Source organism: Pseudobacillus wudalianchiensis (assembly GCF_001685015.1).
Classification (GTDB): domain Bacteria; phylum Bacillota; class Bacilli; order Bacillales; family Domibacillaceae; genus Pseudobacillus; species Pseudobacillus wudalianchiensis.
This window is the reverse complement of sequence record NZ_MAYT01000027.1, coordinates 262,736-278,658: the sequence shown is the minus strand read 5'-3', so window position 1 is coordinate 278,658 and position 15,923 is coordinate 262,736. Positions and strand designations below refer to the sequence as shown.

At 39.9% G+C, this 15,923-nt stretch carries 18 protein-coding genes and 1 pseudogene; 9 read left to right on the top strand and 10 right to left on the bottom strand.

What is annotated here, in order from left to right; genetic code table 11:
- Positions 1-32: 32 nt before the first annotated feature.
- Positions 33-488 (bottom strand): DinB family protein, encoded by a 456-nt coding sequence (locus tag A8F95_RS14505; RefSeq protein ID WP_065411150.1) that lies wholly within the window; start codon positions 486-488, stop codon positions 33-35.
- 184 nt (positions 489-672) lie between these two features.
- Positions 673-855 carry a CsbD family protein gene (locus A8F95_RS14500; RefSeq protein ID WP_065411149.1) on the bottom strand — a complete coding sequence of 61 codons (183 nt, stop codon included), beginning with the start codon at positions 853-855 and terminating at the stop codon, positions 673-675.
- Between the two features lie 252 nt (positions 856-1,107).
- Here A8F95_RS14500 and A8F95_RS14495 point away from each other — a divergent pair, with 252 nt between their 5' ends.
- Complete coding sequence (locus tag A8F95_RS14495) at positions 1,108-1,713, top strand: histidine phosphatase family protein (protein WP_065411148.1); 606 nt, start codon at positions 1,108-1,110, stop codon at positions 1,711-1,713.
- Positions 1,714-1,955: 242 nt separating this feature from the next.
- Positions 1,956-2,430 (top strand): annotated as a pseudogene (locus tag A8F95_RS14490) (AraC family transcriptional regulator).
- Between the two features lie 171 nt (positions 2,431-2,601).
- Here A8F95_RS14490 and A8F95_RS14485 read toward each other — a convergent pair.
- Complete coding sequence (locus A8F95_RS14485; RefSeq protein ID WP_065411147.1) at positions 2,602-2,940, bottom strand: hypothetical protein; 339 nt, start codon at positions 2,938-2,940, stop codon at positions 2,602-2,604.
- Positions 2,941-3,100: 160 nt separating this feature from the next.
- On the opposite strand from A8F95_RS14485, the gene A8F95_RS14480 reads away from it, so the two are divergent.
- Positions 3,101-3,544, top strand: coding sequence for a hypothetical protein (locus tag A8F95_RS14480; protein ID WP_065411146.1), 444 nt, complete (start codon positions 3,101-3,103; stop codon positions 3,542-3,544).
- Positions 3,545-3,704: 160 nt separating this feature from the next.
- Here the strand turns inward: A8F95_RS14480 and A8F95_RS14475 are convergent, their stop codons facing one another.
- Positions 3,705-4,391 (bottom strand): class I SAM-dependent methyltransferase, encoded by a 687-nt coding sequence (locus tag A8F95_RS14475; protein WP_245671350.1) that lies wholly within the window; start codon positions 4,389-4,391, stop codon positions 3,705-3,707.
- Positions 4,392-4,609: 218 nt separating this feature from the next.
- Between A8F95_RS14475 and A8F95_RS14470 the strand changes: the two genes are divergently transcribed.
- The 5 genes from A8F95_RS14470 to A8F95_RS14450 all read left to right on the top strand — a co-directional run bounded on the left by A8F95_RS14470 (position 4,610) and on the right by A8F95_RS14450 (position 7,527).
- The gene (locus tag A8F95_RS14470; RefSeq protein WP_065411145.1) at positions 4,610-5,473 is read left to right on the top strand and encodes a LysR family transcriptional regulator; all 864 of its coding nucleotides are present in this window, start codon (positions 4,610-4,612) and stop codon (positions 5,471-5,473) included.
- Between the two features lie 219 nt (positions 5,474-5,692).
- Positions 5,693-6,025, top strand: coding sequence for a zinc ribbon domain-containing protein YjdM (locus A8F95_RS14465; RefSeq protein WP_065411144.1), 333 nt, complete (start codon positions 5,693-5,695; stop codon positions 6,023-6,025).
- Positions 6,026-6,147: 122 nt separating this feature from the next.
- A complete protein-coding gene (locus A8F95_RS14460) occupies positions 6,148-6,567 on the top strand; it encodes a hypothetical protein (RefSeq protein ID WP_065411143.1) in 420 nt (139 codons plus the stop codon).
- Between the two features lie 79 nt (positions 6,568-6,646).
- Complete coding sequence (locus A8F95_RS14455) at positions 6,647-6,904, top strand: DUF2533 family protein (protein WP_065411142.1); 258 nt, start codon at positions 6,647-6,649, stop codon at positions 6,902-6,904.
- Between the two features lie 137 nt (positions 6,905-7,041).
- A complete protein-coding gene (locus A8F95_RS14450; RefSeq protein WP_065411141.1) occupies positions 7,042-7,527 on the top strand; it encodes a PaaI family thioesterase in 486 nt (161 codons plus the stop codon).
- Between the two features lie 48 nt (positions 7,528-7,575).
- Here A8F95_RS14450 and A8F95_RS14445 read toward each other — a convergent pair whose 3' ends face one another.
- Positions 7,576-9,201 (bottom strand): multicopper oxidase family protein, encoded by a 1,626-nt coding sequence (locus tag A8F95_RS14445; protein ID WP_065411140.1) that lies wholly within the window; start codon positions 9,199-9,201, stop codon positions 7,576-7,578.
- 174 nt (positions 9,202-9,375) lie between these two features.
- Between A8F95_RS14445 and A8F95_RS14440 the strand changes: the two genes are divergently transcribed.
- Entirely contained in the window at positions 9,376-10,047 is a 672-nt protein-coding gene (locus A8F95_RS14440) for a C40 family peptidase (protein WP_065411139.1), read from the top strand.
- A 130-nt stretch (positions 10,048-10,177) separates the two neighbouring features.
- Here the strand turns inward: A8F95_RS14440 and A8F95_RS14435 are convergent, their stop codons facing one another.
- From A8F95_RS14435 to A8F95_RS14415, 5 genes are all read right to left on the bottom strand, one after another.
- Positions 10,178-10,915 (bottom strand): CBS domain-containing protein, encoded by a 738-nt coding sequence (locus A8F95_RS14435; RefSeq protein WP_065411138.1) that lies wholly within the window; start codon positions 10,913-10,915, stop codon positions 10,178-10,180.
- 410 nt (positions 10,916-11,325) lie between these two features.
- Positions 11,326-11,649, bottom strand: a complete 324-nt coding sequence (locus tag A8F95_RS14430; RefSeq protein WP_065411137.1) for a YflT domain-containing protein — start codon at positions 11,647-11,649, stop codon at positions 11,326-11,328.
- Between the two features lie 66 nt (positions 11,650-11,715).
- Positions 11,716-14,325, bottom strand: a complete 2,610-nt coding sequence (locus A8F95_RS14425; RefSeq protein WP_065411136.1) for a YfhO family protein — start codon at positions 14,323-14,325, stop codon at positions 11,716-11,718.
- Positions 14,322-14,711, bottom strand: coding sequence for a GtrA family protein (locus tag A8F95_RS14420; RefSeq protein WP_065411135.1), 390 nt, complete (start codon positions 14,709-14,711; stop codon positions 14,322-14,324). Before A8F95_RS14420 ends, A8F95_RS14425 begins: the two co-directional genes overlap by 4 nt.
- On the bottom strand, positions 14,650-15,645 hold the full coding sequence (locus A8F95_RS14415; protein ID WP_065411134.1) for a glycosyltransferase family 2 protein: 996 nt from the start codon (positions 15,643-15,645) through the stop codon (positions 14,650-14,652). Before A8F95_RS14415 ends, A8F95_RS14420 begins: the two co-directional genes overlap by 62 nt.
- Between the last annotated feature and the right edge of the window lie 278 nt (positions 15,646-15,923).

Here is a 15,923-nt window from a genome sequence, read left to right as displayed (position 1 = left end):
AAAGAACGTTTCTCCAGGCAAGCCTTTGTTTGTTATACTAGCCTCATTTGCGCTTGTATCGTTCCTAAATGCATTCCTTCGTGGAACAAAAGAAAATTCAGCAAGTCATCAATGGTTTCCAGTTTGAGTGGGCCGATCATAATTTCATTGGCTGGTTGATCTGACAGGCGGCCTTCAAAATGTTTTTGAATTCGTTTTTGCTGATCAACGAGCAGTTGGATCACTTGTTCTTTTGAAGGTACCGTGTCAGGCCAGTCCGAAGGCTTCGTACCCGGGCTGAAAAATGGAGCGTATTCCTGAATGTTTGTTTCCAAGTCAGGAGCGGCTTTCGTTATTAAAGCCTCCATAACGAGATAAATATGACCGGCATTCCATTTGATCGTATTGGAAAACCCATCAGGCTGCTGATCCCATTTCTTTTCATCAATTTTCTCTAATGTGTTCACTGTTGCTGTACGTGAAAAATCAAAGCGTTCCCAAATAGCCATAAACATTCCTCCAGTTGCCATATTCTTTTTTATTATAAGGCAAAAAATAAAAAAAACCCGTTCTCAAGATTGGCTTTTTAAGAGGAAAATTTTCGAGTTAATCCGTCAATGATGAATAAAATGTCGAAAAAACAAAACAAGCCGCTTTAAACTAAGATGTTTAAGCGGCTTGCTTTATTTAAGATTAATCATTTAGCTTATCTTTTGCCTTTCCTACTGTTTCTTGAAATTTTCCTTTTAGCTGATCGGCTTTTCCTTCTGCTCTTGTTCGTTCGTCATTTGTCACATTTCCCCAAGCTTCTTTTGCCCCGCCTTTCATTTTGTTTCCCATTCCTTTTAATTTATCTTCCATGCCGTTGTCTCTCATGATAAAACCTCCTAGTTGTTAAATTTAAATGAAGGAATATTACTCTATTCCCGGTAGACTTTAGAACAAACATAATGGAAGAAGAAAAATACAAATAAGCGAGCATATCCTTGAAAAGTGGTTTCCGTTATAGGAAAATAAATACAGTGAAATCCTAAATTGGAATTGAAAGTTATATAAATTTGAAAGAATATTCAAATAATATTTTCCGGGAAATGTTTTTTAAGGAAAAGGTATAAGGGAAGTGAGAGGATGGAAATTACGCTGATGAGGCATGGGAAATCCAGTCACACAGACAAGTCAGCTATTTCTTGTTCTGAATTTGCCAAATGGGTTGATGATTATGATAAAGCAGGGATTATTCAAGAAATCGTTGTGCCGGCACAAACGAAAAAGAAAGCACAAGAAGCAAAGCTGCTGATCTCCAGCACTTTATGTCGGTCTATCCAATCAGCAGCGAGGCTTGATACAAATTGTTTGACGATTTCAGATTCGCTTTTTCGGGAAGCGGAAATGCCCGTTTCAAAATTTGCTTTTTTTAATGTAAAGGCTCCTCCGTCTTTTTGGGCGGTTTATCACCGTTGTGCTTGGCTGATGGGATACAAAGGAGAGAAAGAATCTATAAAGGAAATAAAAGAAAGAGCGACTAAGGCGAGTGATCGGTTAATGAGGTTAGCGGCCAAATATGAACACGTTTTTTTAGTGGGGCACGGAGTTTTTAATCAGTTCATTGCCCGGGAACTATTAAAAGCAGGCTGGCAAGGGAACAAAAAAACCGATCGGCATCATTGGAGCTGCACAACCTATACGTTGACAGAGGCGAATAGTCGACATGGCGGCCAGACGAAAATGTCATAAAACGTAGAAATTTGCGTATGTAATAATGAAGAAAAAAGGTATCCGCGTTGCAAAATTAACGCTCCTTGGTTGAATGAAAAATGGGTGAGCAAGTACTTTTTCTATTGTGAAATGACTGCATTTGAACAGGCGAACGTCTTCCATAAAGAGAATACGGCCGCTGCAATCAAATAATAGGACACCCTTCTTATAGAAAAGTAAAGAGGACAATGAAAAGATTTACAGAGGGCTAAAAGACGGAGATCAAAATTAGAGAGTTACCCAAATATGAAGTAGCGTTCAATCGCCGTACTGGAAGTTATTTTGAGTCTCAAGACCATTGGGGAACATTGGTCAATTGGGCTATTCAAAATGGGCTTTTTCCGCCCAGCAGTCTTTTACAGGAGTATCCTTAGACAATCCTGATTTCGTCGAAGAGCAGCAGCGCCGTCATGATGCTTGTGTGACCATCCCGAAAAAAGTTGAAAGGGAAAAATATAAAGACATGCAATTTAAAACATTAGATAGCCGTTTATAGGCTTTGTATGCATTTTATGATACAGCTGTGAAGTTGAACGAAGCTTATCAATATATGTTTGGAGAGTGCTCAAAAGTGTGTATCAGGCAGATGAGGATCGGGATAATCTTGAATTTAATTTAAATAATCCCGCTGAAGATCCAGAAGGGAAATGCAAAGTGAATCTGTATGTCCCTATTAAGCAGAAAAGGAATCATTAAGTTTTTTTTCTTTTTTAGAGGTATATTTTTATGCTCAGAGAATAAAAAACTCTGAGCATTTTGTTTACTGTTCATGAAAATGCAACTCCCTTAAATAGTTTATTGCCGTCGTCAACATACACAAAACTCAGGTAAAGGATAATCGTGTTACGTAACTAAGTATCAGTGAAGTCATTTATGATAGCGGATGTAGCTGTAATTCGAGGTTGGAATCCTTTCTTGTTCATTCCCTTGACTATCAGTGTAGACCTCATATTCACGATAGGTTTCAACCATATAATCATCTACTTCCTCGCGCTGAACTAATTCCTCCTCTACTTTGAAATTTTTAGATTGAATGAATTTATTTTGGTCTGTTGATTCAGCTAACACAGGTTCACTATCTGGTTCAATAGTCGTTAAAGAGGTCTTTTCCTCCAAGAGCCTGCGAGAGGAAAAATCGAAGCTGGATGCCGCTGCAAGAAGAATAAAGAGAGCCGGGAACAGGAAAAAAGTAAACTTTTTATTCATTGAGTTCGTCCTTTCTTGTCCAACATAAAGCTTTGCTCATTTCTATGTAGATAAACGTTTTAATATGCGTATGAAGAATGATTTTCTCATTCAGGAAATGGAAGTTTGTCGTCAAGGCAGGTAGTGTTTTATCTACAAAATGAAAAAGGAGAGAGAAACGATGAGAAAAATAAAACAAATAAGCTTTTTGTTGCTTGCTTTCGTATGTATGCTGGCAGGATGCACGGAAACGAACACAACAAGTACAGCCAAGGAGAGAAAGCCAGGCACGGTATTTGAGGTGGATGGCCAGACTTTATATGGGGAAGAGGGAAAGTTCGGGATGATTAAATTAAACGGAGAAAGTGGAGAGCTGGCGTTTGCTGTCGGACAAGGCCGGCACTATCAGCTGTATTTTCTCGCTGAGGCTGAAAAAGTAAATGGGAAACTGTACAATATGATGGCTCTGCACCAGGAGACAGGAAAAAAGGTTAAGCTTTACGAAGCAGGGATTGAAAATGCACAAAGCGGAGCAAAATTTGCGCTTGATCAGTCAGGTAAGTGGAAAATAAACGTAACGGTTAATAAAGAACCGTATGCAAGCTTTTTGATAACAGCCGAGTAAGAAATCAGCTTTTCAGGCTGCAGGCTGATTACAAACGCTCGGTCTTTTCGCTCCTCGAAAGATAAACGTTTGCAATCAGCCTTGGGAATGAGAAACGGGCTTTATTTACATGAGTAGCCTAGCAGTTTGAATAGAGAAATAAATGTTCTTCTTTTTCACCTTAGAGCTTTCTTCCAAACAAGACAACGAAATTAAAATATTTATAAATGCAATCCACATCGACAAAGCCGCTTGCTTGTAACCAGTCAAGCTGGTCTTGAAGAGGTGCCATTTGGTCAAGGTTTGTCCGTTCGTAAGCCGCTTGAATTTCTTCCGCCTTTAAACCGCTGGCTTCAATTTTGTGTTTCCAATCCCTTTTGTACAGAGACTCAATGAACGGGGTATGTCCAAGAACTTGGTCAGCATTTATAAAGATTCCATTTGGATGTAGCAGTGAGAACACTTTGTCGTATAATTTTCTCTTCTCTGTGTCGGTTAAATGATGAATCGAAAGTGAAGAGATAATGAGATCAAATGGTTTATTAAATTCATGCACTGTATAATCAGCTATCACATAATCGACCTGTGGATCTCCTTTAAACCGTTCTTTAGAGAGAGCCATCATGTTTTCGGACAAGTCAATGAGCGTTATGTGAGCACCAGGGTATTTCTCTTTCACAAAGGAAGCAAATAAGCCTGTACCTGCCCCTATATCCAGCACAGAAGGCTGCTCTTTTTCAAAATTGATCAACGATAATGGAACTGAATAAAAGTCATCAAAACAAGGGATTAGTTTTCTTCGCTGCTGGTCATAATGCGGGGCATTCTCATTAAATTTTTCTTTCACATGGTTTTTTATATGATTCATTTCTACTTCCTCCTTTATCATTCTTTTTTAGCAGTTGATTAGAGAGCATAAGGCGTTGGTCTGCAGGAAAAATCAATAACGAAATATAACAGCGCCTTCAGTAAAGATACAACTAGTTAGTGTGATATGAATTATAAAGTAATAAGAGTACAATGAAAATTAACAAAATAGATCATTATTAATAACGATCTGTTATTAAAGAGAAGGACGGTAATGGAATGGATATAAAGTGGTTGAAAACATTTATTGCGGCGGCTAACTATGAAAACTTTCGCAAGGCTTCTGAAGAACTTTTTTTAACACAGCCAGCGGTAACAAAACATATTAAAAAATTAGAAGAGCACTTGCATATTCAGCTATTTGAGCGGAAAGGAAAGCATGTTTTTCTTACTTCTGCCGGCTTTACATTTCTTTCATCAGCGGTAGGGATTGTGGAGAAATATGAAGAGGAAATGGAGAAGTTTGAGGGATGGAAGCAAGGATACCATCGCAAGCTGACAATCGCTGCAGCTCCACAAATTGCTGCTTCTGTCCTGCCCTCTTTTTTGCGTTCGTTTATACATGATCATCCAAATATTGAAGTGATCATAAATGTCCTAAGTTCTTTTAAGATCGGGGAAGAAATAAGCAGTGGCCAAGCGGATATTGGCTTAACGAGGTTAAAACCGGCTCAAATGGAAATTTGTTGTGAAACAGTTCATGAAGAACGAGTCATTTTTGTCGCTCCCTATCGTGAAAAGGCGGACAGGAATGAAAAAGAGGTGCTCCATTCCTATCGGCTTTTGACGAACAATCATCCAGCCTACTGGGAACCGCTTTTACGTAACATTAAAAAACATTATCCAAGAACCCGCACTATGCCTGTTACTCAGGTCGAAGTGACGAAGAGGATGATTGAAGAAGGGCTTGGCGTTTCTTACTTACCTCTATCCATGATTAAAGAAGAGCTGCAAAATAAAAGAATAGTGGAAATACAGCCGGATAACGTCATCCCTCCTAATTCGTTCACATATGTCGTGACAAAAATAGAGACACCTGAAGTAGAGCAATTTAAACAGTCGTTAATTGCTTCTTTTTTTTAAGACTGGATGAGGCAGAACAGATTGAGGCTGTTTATTTTTATTTGCCGTAATGGTCCTTTAAAGGATTACAAAGGAAGAGTTGTCAACGAGCGAATAGTATGACAGTATAGAAGAGTGTGAGGAATTACCTATGTGTTTTTGGTCCTGTTTAATGGCACATAGAATTCTTTCAATGTTAGTTGTTTACATAATGGAAAATCATCGAATGGAGGATATATCATGTCTGATTTACCAAATTGCCCGAAATGTAATTCGGCGTATACGTACGAGGATGGAGCGCTTCTCATTTGTCCTGAATGTGCTCATGAATGGACGCTGGAGACAGAAGCAGAAGAGGAAAAGATCATAAAAGATGCGAACGGCAATATTTTAAGCGACGGGGACACGGTGACAGTGATTAAAGATCTTAAAGTAAAGGGGAGTTCATCCGTTCTAAAAATAGGAACAAAGGTAAAAAATATCCGTCTTGTAGATGGGGATCATGATATCGATTGTAAAATTGATGGCTTTGGAGCCATGAAATTGAAATCTGAATTTGTCAAGAAAGTCTAATACAATAGACGCCCGTTAAGAAAGTACAGCACTTAATAGGCGTCTATTTTTTCATTCATAGCGGAACCGTAAAATAAAGCTGCATTTTGTGTGGGCGTTCAAGAAGTGAAGGAGGGGGAAAAATGAAGAAGTGGTTGTTGGCTGTTCTTTTATGTATCTTCCTATCAGCATGTGAAGTAGGAATTCAAGGGCCGCCCCAGCCTGTTTTAACGGTAGGGAAGAAAGAGATCATGTATGAAATCGGCCCCTATTCCTGGCACAAAAATGGGGAAGGCATTGCAGTCGACACAGCCGGGCCCGAAGAGCTTGTCGAACACACAAATGCTGTTGCTGTTCCTCCAGGTGCGGTGTTAGTTATCGATTTTAAATACCGTCCTGATGGTCTCGAGGCGGGAATTTGGAAAAATGAACAAGCAAATTTCAAGAGAGTAAAACATAATAAGATTATGTTACCTAACAAAAAAGGAACCTATATTTATATTATCCACGCGAAGTGGAAAGAGGGAGACGCCACATATGCTTTGCGGATTGCCACGAAATAACATTTCCTTCTTTAGTATTTTAAAGGGACTTGTTAATATAAAGTAGAGTGAATATCTACATAATAGGAGTGGACAAAGGATGAGTGTACATAAGGATCTCGAGCTTCATGCCCAAAAGCAAAACCAATTATATAAGAAGTTTGTCAGCCTTGATCAGCAAAGAGAAAAATATATTGAAGAAGCAGTAGCTTTATGCAAGGAAGGAAAGGAATTCACAACTGAGCAAATCAACGAAGTCACTGAGCAAATCAATCTTCTTGCCAATCAAAGATTGATTCCTACACGTAAATTGGTGACACCGGAGATGGTTCGTGAATATGTGGAATCCCTAAAGTAAGGGTATTCTGTTTTAAAAAAGAAAAGTCGTTCGGCTATGATGGAACGGCTTTTTTGTGTGCATTTCTTTTTTATTGGAAATGAAAAAATACCCATCAATTGGAAACGTGTTATACTATTTTGAAGGGGGGGATGATAATGGAGAAAACAAGCGTAAAAGCGGTTCAAGATGAGTACCCGGATGATTTTGCTTGGTGTTACGGGTGCGGCCGGTTGAATGAAGCGGGGCATCATTTTCGGACGGGCTGGCAAGGGGAGCAGACTGTCACAGTGTATACGCCAGAGCAAGATCACACGGCCATTCCCGGATTTGTTTACGGTGGGGTTATTGCATCATTAATTGATTGTCATGGGACGGGTTCAGCTTCTTTAGCCTTGCACCGGAAAAATGGGCATGAGCTGGGAGATGGAGCAGAGCCGCCGCGGTTTGTGACAGGGTCTTTACATGTTGACTTTATGAAGCCAACTCCGCAAGGTATTCCATTAAAAGCAGTTGGAGTGGTAGAGGAAATTCATCCGAAGAAGTGGAAGGTTCAGACAGAAGTATTTGCTAATGATACCCTTTGTGCTCGTGGAGAGGTCATTGCTGTCGTCATGCCTAGCAACTTTGTAGATAAACAATAGATGAGAGAGCAGGAGAACTCATTACGGAGTTCTCCTGTTTTTTATTTACTAGCTGCCATTTGAAGGCCCGTCATCCTGATGAGGCTCCTCATCTGCATGGGGCGGTGCGACTGGATGAGCATCGTTAATGATGCGGATAGGGCGCATCATGTCATGATCTTCATGTTCGAGGAAATGGCAGTGCCACACATAGTTTCCAGTATGTTCTTTAAAATGCATCACAAGTTTTGTCACCATGCCGGGATCTGTCTTGGCTGTATCCTTCCAGCCTCGCTCGTAAATTCGCGGCTCTTCAGGTGGACCTGTAAATTCTATTTTGCCTGTTTGATTAAACAAATCTACATTAAAAGGCCTTCGTTCGACAATTTTAAATTGAACTAAATGAATATGAATTGGATGCGGGATAGGAGTAGTATTTATAATGTTCCAAATTTCAATGCTGTCAAGCGAAGGTTTTTCGGTAACGGGGTCATGCCACATTTTTCCGTCCAGCATTAGCATTAACCGTCCATATTCATCGAAGGAGATACCTAGCGGCAGATTGCGAATAGTATGAGCCATATGTTCATGTAAATCCATATTCGGGTACAATCTTTCTGGTACCTCGCTTTTGTCTTCTCCTTTTAACGGGAGATCTACACGGAATTGCATGACCGTTCTCGTGTGGCTGTCTTCCGTTTCGTTCGTGTTAAGAAGGGTAATTTGTTCTCCTTTCCATTTAGAAAAGTCAATCACAATATCTGTTCTCTCAGCCGTCAGCAATTCAAATGAAGTAAGCTCCGTTCTGTTTGACAGCAGTCCGCCATCCGTGCCGATCTGGTAGAACGGCTCATTGTTTGACAGACTAAAGTTATATTCTCTGCGGTTAGATGCATTTAAAATCCGGAAGCGGTATTTACGTGGTTCTACCCGTAAATAGGGCCAAACTTTTCCGTTCACTGTAATCATCTCTCCAAGAAAACCTGGTACGATAGAAGGAAAGACCGGCAAATCAGGGTCAGGGGTTTCTGGATAAAAGAGAGATCCATCTTCATTGAAGGAGCGGTCTTGGACCATTAACGGAATATCATAGTCACCTGCTGGCAAATTCAACCGTTCCTCATTGGTGTCCCGAAGCAGATAGAAACCCGCCAGGCCGGCGTACACATTTAAGCGGGTGAGTGCCATGCTGTGATCATGGTACCAGAGAGTGGCACTTTGCTGATGATTTGTATAGGCATGCACTTTTCGTCTAAATGCAGGTCCCGTAAATTCATAGTTATTTGTGTACCAGGCTTCTGGATAGCCATCGCTTTCCCAATTGACGTTAGCTCCGTGAAGGTGAACTACTGACCGAACCTCCGGGTTACCGACTGCTCCGTGCAATGTGTAATCTACAGGCAGGAAGTGTTTTTTGGGAAGATTATTTAACCACTTTACTTCAACGGTTTTTCCTTTGCGCGCTTCAATCGTTGGTCCTGGAAAGATACCGTTATAGCCCCAAATAGTCGTTCGTGGAAAAGCGGGATGAAATTGATGTTTTGCTTCTTTCATCCTTATTTCATAATAAGAGTCTCCAGCGGTTGGTCTCGCTATGGGAGGTTTTTTTACTTCTTCAATGAACTTTGGAACGGTGTTTGGGTCAGCAGGATTTACTTTCTGACTCACCAGTGATTCCACCTTTCTTTTTAACATGGACTTTTGTCTCGATACATTTTATGCGGAGTCTTCAAGGAAGGAAAGTGAAAAAATGAAAAACTTTTCCAAGTGTTTAATATATTTGTAATATAATTAAAATATAGTAGAAATTTTTAAATGGTAGAATAGGAGACAAATAGAAAATATATTGAAAGAAAGCAGGTTAGAAGTGTGAAAAAGTGGTTAGTAGCAGCAACGATGGCCGGTGCTTTACTGGCAAGCCCGGCTGCAGGAGAAGCAGCATTAGGGGATCAAACGTTAAAAAGTGGTATGAAACATCAAGATGTAAAGGAACTTCAACAAGTATTAAAATCAAAAGGGTATTATCGTTCTTCGCTGGATACAACCTTTGGGCCGTTAACGAAATCAGCGGTTATGAAGCTTCAAAAAGCTCATGGGCTGACAGCAGATGGTATAGTCGGAAAAAACACATTTAGAGTATTAGGTAAATCAACTGCTTCAGCAAAACCAACGACAAGTGCATCAAGCAAGGCGAACACGATAACTTATGCGAAACGGTTCATGAATGTTCCTTATAAATGGGGCGGTACCACACCAGCAGGTTTTGACTGCAGCGGATTTTTAACATATGTTTATAAAAATAGCGCTAACATCTCCTTGCCTAGAACAGTAGCTGGTATTTATTCCAGAGGATCAAAGGTAAGCAGCCCAAGAGTTGGGGATCTCGTTTTCTTTGAAACCTATCAAAAAGGCGCCTCACATGCTGGTATTTATCTAGGCGGAAATCAATTTATACATAGCTCAACTTCAGAAGGGGTAACGATCAGCTCACTGAAGAGTACATATTGGTCAAAGCGGTACATAGGAGCAAAAACATATTAAGCTACCTCAAGCGTTTTATTTTTAAAACAGGTATAGTTAGAGGGCTATCCTAAGTCTATAAACCCTGTTGATCGGAATGGAAATATATACAAACAATAAAAAAGACAAGCTGGATAGCCGCTTGTCTTTTTTATTGTTCCAAAATAATATCATTATTTTTCGTCAAATCCCAAGAGGTAATAATGCCGACCGGCAGCTCATCTGAACTTCCATCGGGGGTGATAAGGATCGCTTCCAGTTTTTTATTACGGGATTGATGTTCCTCAAAGGTAAATTCAATATCAAAAATGTTCGCATCTCTTTTCACAAAAGCAATAATGTATTCATTTTTTTCCGGAAGAATGTCCTTTACTTGAACCGAGGCAATATCTATTTTCCCATTGGCATGTGTATTAGCCATCCATTTCAATATTTCTTTTCCGGTTAACAAGCCCTGACATTTACCTTTTTCATATACAGGGTATTCGTTCATTTTATCGTCGCGAATCATTTCCAGCACTTGTACAAGCGGAGTATCAAGCTCTACAATGTGAACGGGAGAAGAGGCGATGGACATCGCTTCTGCTGGTTCGGATAACATCTTGTCAATTTGTTCAATACGTTCTACGATTTCTTGATGAGGCTCAGCTATGTAATAGTTGGCTTCTGTCTTTTGATGGACGATAGCGTTTCTTAGCTTAGCATATTGCTTTAGTTCATCAAGGTGAGCCCGGACGCTTGCGTGGTTACGCGCACTGATGTGAAGCAGCTCGACAAAAGCATCGCTGTCACTTTGTTTAACGGTTGCTTTTAGTCTGTTGTGGATACGATTAAAAGCAGCTTCAAAACGTTCCGATAATTCATCATTTGTTTTTGTTTCTTTTTCCATATCGATCGTTCTCCTTTATTCACTGCGGCCTTTGTCTTAAAAATGGCTCTGTTATACTTGATTGTTGATTTTCGCTGCAAGCGGACGCCTTCTGCCCTAATTTACTATTGAAAAAAACAACGATCATCTTTAACGAAGCCTAAAAGATGAACACGCGTCTAGTTGAAGGTGTGGCTGTTGCGTGCTGTGAGTGACGGATGAGCCAGAGTGTAAAATGAAAAAATAGATTGCTCCATACAGTAGAAGTATGGTATAGTAATCAAGCGATGAGCTAATTTGCGTAAGCCGGGAAGCCTGCCTTTGGCAGAACGTCTGGATGTGGCCGGACGTCTTTTCGCCGCAAAATACGTCAGAAAAAGCTGTCATGGAGAGGATATCCACTCTATGACAGCTTTTTTCGTTTGTCCGGTTTAATGTTTGTTTGCAATTAGAACTAGTTTGCCCTTGTCTAGTTCTTTTTCATACGTATCTGCTTCCTGCTGAGATAAGCCGAGGGACTCCATTTTGCTTCGTAATTCGTCACCGCGTGATTTGAAGATGTTACTCATGCTGCCGAATACTCCTTGTTCCTCCATGCCAACCTCATTCGTGTGAAGAGCCTCAGAGATATCCTCACCACGGTGTTCATCGTGGGCTAGAAGATAGACATCATCTAAAGAGTACCCTTGAGCGAGTAAACCCTCGATCTCATGTTTTGCTTGTACTGCGTTTTCAACTGTTTTTGTTGTAACCATTTTATCTGCCTCCTGAGTTTTATATTCTCTATATGTTTACCATTAAGTTCTTTCTTTTAAACATGCTTAGCTCGTTTGTTTTTTGCTTGATTGTCTTCTGATGAGCCAGACTGCAGCCGCCACTCCAAGAACCAGCAAGACGATCGATATTGTAAAGAAAGGAGGGCGATAGATAAGTTCTATCTGGTTGTTGCCTTTTTCTAAAGGAAAACCGATAAAGGCAAAATTCGCTTTCTCTATCTCTTTTTCTTCATTATTTATCTTTAGCTGCCATCCTTTTTCAAAAGGAATCGGCAGTGCCATATATCGTTCGTCGGTATGATTGTCATAAGTAATAGAGATTTTATTTTTATCCCAATTCATTTTAGCAGGAGTGCTTTTTTCCGCTGCTGTTTGCTGAAGTTCACGGTAATCCTCTTCATACAGCTTTAAATGTTTTAATTTGTATGTGCCTTTAGGCAATTGAATGGCAATGTGCTCTTCTTTTGGTACCCGGATGAGCACAGTATGAATGCCCGTTTTATAAATAGAAGCGGCTCGCTTCCTTGTCGTTCGATATTGATTCACTTTGACAGCGAAACCTTTGCCATGGACATTTTCAATATAAAACTGGACATAGTAGTCTTTTGTTTTTTCAGATGAGAGGCGGGGAGTGATGACGATGCCGCCATTGTCTTTGGTTACCTTTAATTGCCCGTTATCGTAGGCTGCATTCTTTTCTTTTATAACAGCCTCATCGATTCTATTCTTTTCCGTTGGGGGAACATCACTTTTGCCGTTCTTCTTATCTAACACGACTCCCGACAGCATCGCGTGCTCTTTATCTAGCGGTGAGCGATTTTTTAACTCTTTTTCATAAAATACATGGCGCGCAGTGCGGATAAAAGGAAGTGAAAGTGTGTTTTTGTACGCGATATAATGAGCTGATTCTGCAACTGGCTCGAAACCAAAAGGGGCATTGGCAGCCTCAGCTTTTTCCCGCATCCAATAGTTGGTTTGCAAGAGGCCATAAAGGTTTGCCCGATTTCCCAAAGTGGCATAGCGGCTTACACTTTCCCGTCCCATATCGATCTGTAAATCGCGCCAATAGAAAAATAGCAGCTCCTCGTTCAATATGCTGGAGTACAAGCTTGTTCCATTAAAATCTTGGACAATAGGCGTATTGTTTCTAAGCGGATTCATCCAATCTATTCTGACAAGCGGGTCTTGTTCGGAGTGTTGGATCTTTTTGATCAGCTGCTGTTGTTCAGCCCCGTTGTATGCAGGGTCTTGTAAAGTGTCACGGGAAACCCGGTCAACGCCGAATTTTTCTGACATGGTCATCTGTTCGTACCCATTGACGATGACAAGGCCGGAAATGATAATGACAAGCTGTAACAAAAAGAAGGTAGAAGCGTGCTTTCTCCATACGTACAGACAGAGCAAAAGGGCTGCCAGAAAAAATAGCTGGATAATTATATCTATCTGTTCTTCAAACATCATCATTAGCTTTGGGCCCATAACGTATGTCATCGCTTCGGCCATAAACAAATAAAGGCCGAAAGAGATGATAATCGATAAAAACAGCTGGTTCAAACGGACTTTGTGCAAAGACTGCAGGCCTGCAGCCACACATCCGCCTGCTGTAAAGGAAAGTAAGTATTCCCAGCGGTATTGCGGGGCAGAAAATCCATTAAACGCACTTGCTGCTAATGGGCTAAAGTGAAAAATGATAAACAGTATAGTAAGCAGGGCAAAAAAACGATATGTACGCTCTTTATATAAAGGAACTAAAAAGAGAAACAATACTAAAATAGCTGGCAAAATAATATACTTGCTTGCATGTAAAATGTTGTCAGTAATAAAGAAAAACGGGATCTGTTCCTCATAAGCAGGCCGATAATTATGTAGAAATCCATAAACAGCTGGAATAAAGGAAACAGCGCCTATACAAAAGCTGATCACTCCTCCTAAGAAAAAGAGAAACAACTGTTTATGCTTCGGGTACTCTTGTCGAGATAACGGAACGATCCAGCGAAATGCTATGTAAATAAATAAAAAGATCAAATGAATATAAGCAAAATAAAAATTGTTAAAAAACATAAGTGACCAGGCGACAATGAACCATCCTGGTTTTCCTTCGCGGATAATTTTTTCTGTCCCTATCACAAGAAGAGGCAGCCACAGCATAGCATCGGTGAAAAACTCCCAGAACACGACATGCCGGAAGTACATGACGGATAGGCCATACACAGCCGCACCAGTAAAAGCAGCCGTCGTGCGGATGCCCATATATCTAAAAGCAAAAACCGCCGTTAAGATAATGAGAGACAGCCTAATGATGCTGACAGGCAGTATCGTATTTATCCAAAATAATAAATCAGGGTGGGAAATAAGCCCGATGGTTTCGAGTGAAAAAACGATTCCAGCCGTCATGAGAAAAATAATAGAAGTAGAAAAGTAATAAGCAAGCTGGCTATAGAACCCGCCGCCTAAACCAAACGACCAAGAGTAAAAAAAATTCCCCTGACTGTATTGATCATAGATAAATTTTTTAAAAGGAGCCATTTGTGATAAGCCGTCGTTTGGACCGATCATAAATCGACCATTGAACCATTCCTGGATGAAAAAGAAATGAGCAGCCGCCGATAAAAGCAGACTGCTAATAATAAGAACCGTGACACTTTTTTTCCTCATGCACTAACACTCTCTTTTTTCATAATTTTACTCGTTACAACAAAAGTAGCAGGCAAGGCAACGAATACAGCCAAGATAGGAGTAATCATACTGTTAATCTGGAAGTATTCAATAAATACATACATAAAAAGAGAAGACACTGTAAAGTTCACGACCTGAGATAGCGGGAATTTTAAGAACTTAGCTAATGTCGGCTTCACTTTAAATGTAAAATAAGAATTTAAAAAGAAAGAAATAATAAAGCTGACTAAAAAGGCAATCACATGGGATGGCATATAGAGCCATCCCAGAAGCATATGAAGCAGTAAATAGACAGCATAATAATTAAAGGTATTGATTCCCCCGATTATGACGAATCTGATAAATTCTTGGCTTGTTCTTCTCATACTGCGCTCCGTTCATAAAGTTTGTTTCTTGAATTAAATAAGGCGGCCGCTTTTTCGTCTCATAATAAATCCGGCCAATATATTCCCCAATGACACCTAAGCTGACGAGTTGAATGCCTCCTAAAATAAGGACAGCTGTAATAATGGTAAAGTAGCCAGGCACATCGATACCATTATTTAAGATTTGGATAAATGTAATGGCGCTGTAAATAAGTGCCAGACACAAAACGATCGCTCCTGAATAAAAACAAATCCGCAGGGGACGGTTGTTAAACGAAATAAAGCCGTCCAGTCCATAGTTCAATAATTTAGAAAACGACCATTTTGTTTCACCGTGCTCCCGCAGCACATTGTTGTAATCAATGATTTTTTGATTCATGCCGATCCAGGAAAACAGCCCTTTTGAAAAACGCTGACCTTCATTTAAGGAAAGCACAGCTTGCACAGCTTTCTCGCTAAGTAATCTAAAATCACCTACTCCATCCTCCAATTTAACATCGACAATCTGGTTAACCAACCTGTAATAAGCTGAGGAAAGGAACTTTTTTAAGGTCGGTTCGCCGTTGCGGTTTCTACGCGCAATGACCTGGTCAAAGCCTTCTTCGTAACCTTTCAATAGTTTAGGGATTAAAAAGGGAGGATGTTGAAGATCGGCATCCATAATGATGACAGCTCGATCATTAGCATGCTGCAAGCCAGCTAATAGTGCAGCTTCTTTTCCAAAATTGCGGGAGAACGAAATAAATTTCACTTTAGGTGTTTTGGCTGCTAATTGTTTAATTTCTTCTAATGTGTTATCAGTGCTTGCATCATTAATAAAACATATTTCAAAATCATACGCTAACTTTGTAAATTCTTTTTTGATACTTTCATAAATTAGTGAGATATTATCTTCTTCATTGTAAGCTGGTATGATGATTGAAATGGTATTCACACTTCTCCGCCTCTTCTCTTCATAAAATTGATTCTGTTGTATAAAAGGGTAGGTTCTTTTTATGTATGCCCCGCATTGACAGAAAAATGAAAAGAAAAAAATGATCGAGCTGGTATAATATCGGCTGCTTTATAAATTCTGTCAAACGGACTTATACCCTGTTTTTTCTTTTTTTAATCCTCTTGCCGAGAAGAGAATGGTCGAGACTTGATTTTATCTAAAAAACAAGGGTACATTTTATAGCAATATATAAAGAATATTGGAAAGGACAGGTGTAA